The 6,143-nt window shown below is 56.7% G+C and carries 2 protein-coding genes and 3 pseudogenes; 4 read left to right on the top strand and 1 reads right to left on the bottom strand.

What is annotated here, in order from left to right; translation table 11 throughout:
- The 4 genes and pseudogenes from ACETWG_09725 to ACETWG_09710 all read left to right on the top strand — a co-directional run bounded on the left by ACETWG_09725 (window position 1) and on the right by ACETWG_09710 (window position 5,685).
- Window positions 1-123, top strand: a pseudogene (locus ACETWG_09725) (IS3 family transposase).
- Window positions 124-150: 27 nt separating this feature from the next.
- A pseudogene (locus tag ACETWG_09720) lies at window positions 151-411 on the top strand (transposase).
- 142 nt (window positions 412-553) lie between these two features.
- Window positions 554-2,248 (top strand): gamma-glutamyltransferase, encoded by a 1,695-nt coding sequence (ggt, locus tag ACETWG_09715; protein ID MFB0516861.1) that lies wholly within the window; start codon window positions 554-556, stop codon window positions 2,246-2,248.
- 488 nt (window positions 2,249-2,736) lie between these two features.
- Entirely contained in the window at window positions 2,737-5,685 is a 2,949-nt protein-coding gene (locus tag ACETWG_09710) for a glycoside hydrolase family 3 N-terminal domain-containing protein (GenBank protein ID MFB0516860.1), read from the top strand.
- 326 nt (window positions 5,686-6,011) lie between these two features.
- Here ACETWG_09710 and ACETWG_09705 read toward each other — a convergent pair.
- Window positions 6,012-6,143: pseudogene (locus ACETWG_09705) on the bottom strand (IS3 family transposase).

The raw sequence follows: 6,143 nt of genomic DNA, 5'->3' as shown, positions 1-6,143 counted from the left end.
AGGTCCGGTGGTTTGGACAGCAGCGAAGTGCGACGCTTGCAAGTGCTGGAAGAGAAGAACCGTCGCCTGAAGCAGCTGGTGGCCAATCCGAGCCTGGACAAGCACATGCTCCAGGAGGTGCTGGCAATTTCCATGTTTCTGGACAAGTAGGCCTACCAGAACGGGGTAACGTTGGATTTCTCTTCTCAAGGCAAGCTGGGAGACAATGTCTATATCGAGAGTTTCAATGGACGTTTTCGGGAGGAATGCTCAAATGCCCATTGGTTCTTGTCTTTACAGGATGCCAGGGATTAGATTGAAGCTTGGAGGTACCACTACAGTGATAGTCGTCCTCACGCTTCTCTGGGCTATTTGACACCATTTGAATTATCCAGAGCTGCGCAGAAATTCAAGGCCGGATACTCACTTTAAGCCTGGACCTGAAATGGGGAGACCTACACTGACCGGGCTTATGGTCCTTTCTTCCACCGGGAGAAGAGCCTGTCCTGAGCGATGTGAAGGTACAAGATGGGGGGCAAACGCTAACTGTATAATGCATTGAGGATATTGCACTATGAAAAAACTATCTGCGATTTCTTTAATACTTCTGGGCGCCGCCGTCCTCACCGCCGGGGACCGCATCACCGGCGAGCCATTCGCCACCCGGTCCGAGGTCATAGCCCGGCACGGCATGGCCGCCACCAGTCATCCCCTAGCCACTCAGATCGCTCTAGACATCCTTAAGGCCGGCGGAAGCGCCGTAGACGCGGCCATCGCTGCCAATGCTGCCCTGGGGCTGATGGAACCCACCAGCTGCGGTATCGGCGGGGATCTCTTTGCCATCGTCTGGGATGCCAAAACGGAAAAACTCTATGGCCTGAACGCCAGCGGCCGATCGCCCCGGTCCCTTACTATGGAATATTTCCAGCAGCAGGGGCTGACAGTAATCCCCGCCTACGGTCCCCTGCCGGTGTCGGTGCCAGGTGCCGTTGACGGGTGGTTCGAACTCCACAAGCGCTTTGGCCACCTGACCATGGAGCAGATCCTGGCCCCTGCCATCCGTTACGCCAGAGAAGGCTTCCCGGTGACTGAGATCATTGCTTATGAGCTGGAAAGCGCCGGGCGAATTTTCGAAGACTACCCCAATTTCAGGCAAACCTACATGCCCGACGGCCATACTCCCCGCAAAGGGGAGATGTTCCGCAATCCCGACCTGGCCAACACACTGGAGAAGATCGCCCAGGGGGGACGGGATATGTTCTATAAGGGAGATATCACCCGGCGGATCAGTGCCTTTATGCAGCAACAGGGCGGTTTCCTGTCGTACGAGGACCTGGCGCGTCACACCTCCGAGTGGGTGGAACCGGTGTCCACCAATTATAGGGGCTACGACGTTTGGGAGCTGCCCCCCAATGGCCAGGGGATCGCCGCCCTCCAAATCCTGAACATTCTGGAAGGATATGACATCGCTGCCATGGGCTATGCCAGCGCCGATTACATTCACCATTTCGTGGAAGCCAAGAAGCTGGCCTTCGAGGACCGGGCCCGGTTCTACGCCGACCCGGCCTTTGCCGACATACCGGTTAAGACACTGATCTCGAAACGATATGCCCGGGAACGCCAGCGTCTTGTTGACCCTCAACAGGCTGCCCTCAGCTACGAGGCAGGTAACAAAGCCCTCCGCCACGGCGATACCGTTTACCTGACCGTGGCCGACGGCGAGGGGAACATGGTGAGCCTGATCCAGAGCAATTGTCGGGGCATGGGTTCGGGAATGGTCCCCGACGGTCTGGGTTTCATGCTCCAGGACCGGGGCGAGCGGTTCGATCTGAACCCTGACCGGCCTAACAGCTACGCTCCCGGCAAGCGCCCCTTCCATACTATTATCCCCGCCTTCATTACGAAAAACGGCAAGCCCTGGATCAGCTTCGGCGTGATGGGGGGCGCCACCCAGCCCCAGATGCACGCTCAGATCGTGATCAACCTGGTGGACTTCGGTATGAATCTTCAGGAAGCCGGCGACGCCCTTCGCTTCATCCATTCTGGCTCGTCGGAGCCCACCGGCGAGGTGATGACCGACGGGGGAGCTGTACATCTGGAGTCCGGGTTCCCCTATGAGATGGAGCGGGATCTGATCCGCCGGGGACACCGCCTGACAAGGGTAGTGGGACTCTTTGGAGGCTACCAGGCGATCATGTGGGACCAGAAAAACCAGGTGTACTACGGCGCGTCCGAGTCCCGTAAAGACGGACACGCTGCGGGGTACTAGCAGCCGGGTGCACCGCCCACCCGGTCCGGTTTCTGTTGCATCTAGATGCCCTTTTATTAATATTGGCCACGTGATCATCCAAATAATTTTTACGAAGGCCAAAGGCGCTAGCTCGCCGACATCGTGGGTTACACCGTCCTGATGTTGAAGGATGAGGAGAAGGATCACCAGCTCCTCAAACACAACCGCGAACTCCTCAAGCCCCTCATCCCGCGGTTCCGCGGCGAGGGTGGCATAAAGAGATTAGCAAGGGAACTCTGTCTTCTGTTACCAGCGCCGTGGATGCTGTGGACTGCGCCCTGGAAATCCAGCACTCACTCTCAGCCGCGCATGCGTAGCTAACCCTAGATCCTAATACTCGTGCATCAATGCTCTGGATGTGTAAATTCGCTATATTTCTTCAATCGAAATCAATGCTCTAGATGCGACATCGAAGCTCTAGATGCGCAAATTCCTTATATCTCATCAACCGAATAAAAGGTATATCCATGAAACGCATTAATTTCCTGGCTAAACCCATTACCATCATAACCGTGATGATGCTTCTCTTCACGAGCTGCGCTTCACTGGCAGTTCTGGGCGGCGAGGGTGCCTGGGCACGGGCAACCCTCAAGAAACTCACCCTCCGGGAGAAAATCGCCCAGATGATGCTCTTTCACGCTATGAGTATGAGTTTCTTGAATGACGAGTCCGAGGAATGGCAGGAGCTCGTAGATCTGATTCAGAGTGATGGGATCGGAGGGATCCATCTCAGCCGCGGCGATGTGAGCAGCTCGCTTACCATGATGAACCGTTTGCAGAAGCTGTCCAGGGTTCCCATCCTGTTTGATGCCGACATCGAGCGGGGGGTAGGGCAGCGTTTCCCGGGTTCGACCGATCTACCAGTACTCATGGCCGTCGGTGCCACCGGGAATCCTGAGTATGCCTATCAGACGGGACGGATTACCGCCCTGGAAGGCAAGGCGGTGGGCATACACTTGAACCTGATGCCGGTTGTAGACGTGAACAACAATCCGGCCAATCCGATCATCAACACTCGCTCCTACGGCGAGGATCCACAAAAGGTGATCGAATTCTCTAGAGCATTTATCCGGGGTATGCGGGATAACGGTATGCTGGGTACCGCTAAGCATTTCCCCGGTCCCGCCGCCACCGAGACCGATTCCCACTCCAACCTGGCTGTCATCCCCAGTGATTCTGCCCGATTATGGTCTGTGGAGCTACCACCTTTTATCGCTGCTATCGAGGAAGGTATCGATCTTGTAATGACGGCGCACATACGCGCGCCGGATTACCAGCCCCATGCTGAAACACCGGCAACCCTCTCGAAATTCTGGACAACCGAAGTGCTGCGCAAGCAGCTCGGTTTCAAGGGTGTTGTGATCACCGATGCCATGGATATGGGCGGGGTTACCCAGAACTATACGGATGCCTACGCCCTCATCGAGGCTATCAACGCCGGGAATGATATTATTATTATTAAGACTTATAACCTACGCAGGTCTATAGACATTGTAGAGAAAGCGGTTCGTGACGGCTTGATCAGCGAGGATCGCATCAACGAGGCAGCCCTGAAGATGCTGATGTTGAAGGAGAAGGTAGGTCTGCACAGGAATCGCTACACCAGCCAGGAACAGGCCTACAAGCTGGTGGGGAATCCCGAGTTCCAGCAGATTGTGAATGAAATCGCGGCCGACGCGATCACGCTGGTGAAAAACGAAGGCGACCTGGTGCCGCTCCGGGCTACCACCGAGGATGACACCGTGTATGTCATTGACCTGTACGATTACCCGTACAACCATAGCCTGACGCTGGTGACCCGTGGACTGATGTACAGCGGCCTGCCGGTCCAGCCCCTGCAGCTGGACGAATCGGACCCGCCCGAGTACTATGAGTCGGTAGTGGCGTCCATCCCTGAATCGGGCCGGGTGGTGCTCAACGCTTTCTGCAGCCTCGGTGTACGTAAGGACCGCATCTTCCTGCCGGACCATCAGGTGCAGTTTGTCAAGGCCCTGCGCGAACGCACCGACCGGTTGATTGTGACCAGTTTCGGCACGCCCTACCTAATCCAGGCTTTCCCCGAGGTGCCGGCCTATCTGGCGGCCTACCATTACAGCGGCCTGATGCAGCGGGCCCTGGCCGGGGCGCTGCTGGGGGAGACGGCCATCTCCGGCCGCCTGCCTATTACCATCCCGGGTGTGGCCGAGATCGGTACCGGCGTCCAGCTGCCAGAGAATCCTCTGGAGATGGAAGAACCGCCGCCGCCCCCTCCGCACGTGGTGCGTGCGCTACCGGAGGAAGTCGGAGCCGATATATCGCACATCCGACCTATGTTGGAAGCTACAGTGGAGGATACGGCCTGGCCCGGTGGCGTGCTCCTGGCGGCCAGAAACGGCAAGATATTCATCCACGAGGCCTTCGGATTTCACACCTATGAGAAGCAGCATCCCACCACCCGAGGTGACATTTTTGACTTGGCCTCGGTCACTAAGACAGTGGCTACCACATCCGCGGTGATGAAACTGGTTGAGCTGGGCCAACTGGGTCTGGATGACAAGGTGGTCTCCTACCTGCCCGGCTTTCGAGGCCCCGACCCCGAACAGACCCGGATGAAGTCCCAGGTGACCGTCCGGCACCTGCTCACCCACACTTCCGGATGGCCAGAATGGCAACCTGTCTACCTGATGGGCAAGACCGCAGAAGAACGGTTAAACAGCATGTATGCCTTGCCCCTGGTTGCCCCGCCCGGGACACAGTACGCATACTCCTGCAAGGGCTTCATTACGCTGGGTAAGATCGTGGAGAAAGTTACCAGTCAGCCACTGGACCAATTCGTCCAGGACAGCATCTTTCAGCGGCTGGGCATGAATTCCACCTATTACAATCCCCCGGTCACCCGTTTCAAACGCGTCGTACCGACGGAGGTGGATACTATCTATCGCCACACGCTGGTGAAAGGGGTGGTCCACGACGAGAACGCCTACAGCATTGGGGGCGTGTCAGGGAACGCGGGACTGTTTTCTACGGCGAACGATCTGGCCATTTTCTCCCAGATGATGTTGAACGGTGGAGTATACCGGGACTCGGTGATTTTCCAGCCGGAGACGGTGGAGCTGTTCACCCAGCGGGCCAACGTGCTGGAGGGCAGCTCTCGCTGCCTGGGTTGGGATAGTCCCCCCGGAGAAGAATCGTGCGGAATCTACGCCAGCAGTAACAGCTTCGGACATACCGGTTTCACCGGCATTTCCCTGTGGGTCGATCCTGACAGCCAGATGATCGTCGTCCTGCTAACCAATGCGGTTCATCCCCATAGGGAGTGGAAGATCCCCAAATACTTTGACTGGAGGCAGCGGGTTGTCTCCGCCGTTTATGAGTGCTTCCCCAATGCGGTGCCCAACCCGGCACTGATAGAACAGGAGGCCACAGCCCCACATTAGTAGGATCAATATAGACTTACCTGTCCGAACCCGGCAATCCAGGGGTGATGCGTATTACAAGGTAGCAGAATTCGAAGGGCTCAACCAAATATTTCAGCGGTGCCAGATCGGCTTGCCGGAGGAATATATTTGCAGCAGAGCGTCGAGTGCCACCGAGGTGGTGCAGGTTACCCGTGATTTGATCGCTGAAGTGATCGCGACAAAGTGATGACACTCGGTCAGAGCAATATCATTTGCCTTTACCTTAATTTTCTGAGTTTGTCCGCCATCGCCAGGGAAAAACCGCAAGTGGTTCACCCGCTTCCGGCGACAATCAGGCCTTAGAGCTTTTTTGCCAGCACCTCCTGGAGCATGTGCTTGTCCAGGCTCGGATTGGCCACCAGCTGCTTCAGGCGACGGTTCTTCTCTTCCAGCACTTGCAAGCGTCGCACTTCGCTGCTGTCCAAACCACCGGACCT

The organism is Candidatus Neomarinimicrobiota bacterium (assembly GCA_041862535.1).
Lineage (GTDB): Bacteria > Fidelibacterota > Marinisomatia > SCGC-AAA003-L08 > TS1B11.
Note: the sequence above shows the minus strand (reverse complement) of the source record. Positions and strands in the feature narration are given on the sequence as shown.

Excerpts from the sequence above, each read along its gene's own strand:
- ggt (MFB0516861.1), top strand. The coding sequence starts at position 554 with ATGAAAAAACTATCTGCGATTTCTTTAATACTTCTGGGCGCCGCCGTC.
- ACETWG_09710 (MFB0516860.1), top strand. The coding sequence starts at position 2,737 with ATGAAACGCATTAATTTCCTGGCTAAACCCATTACCATCATAACCGTG.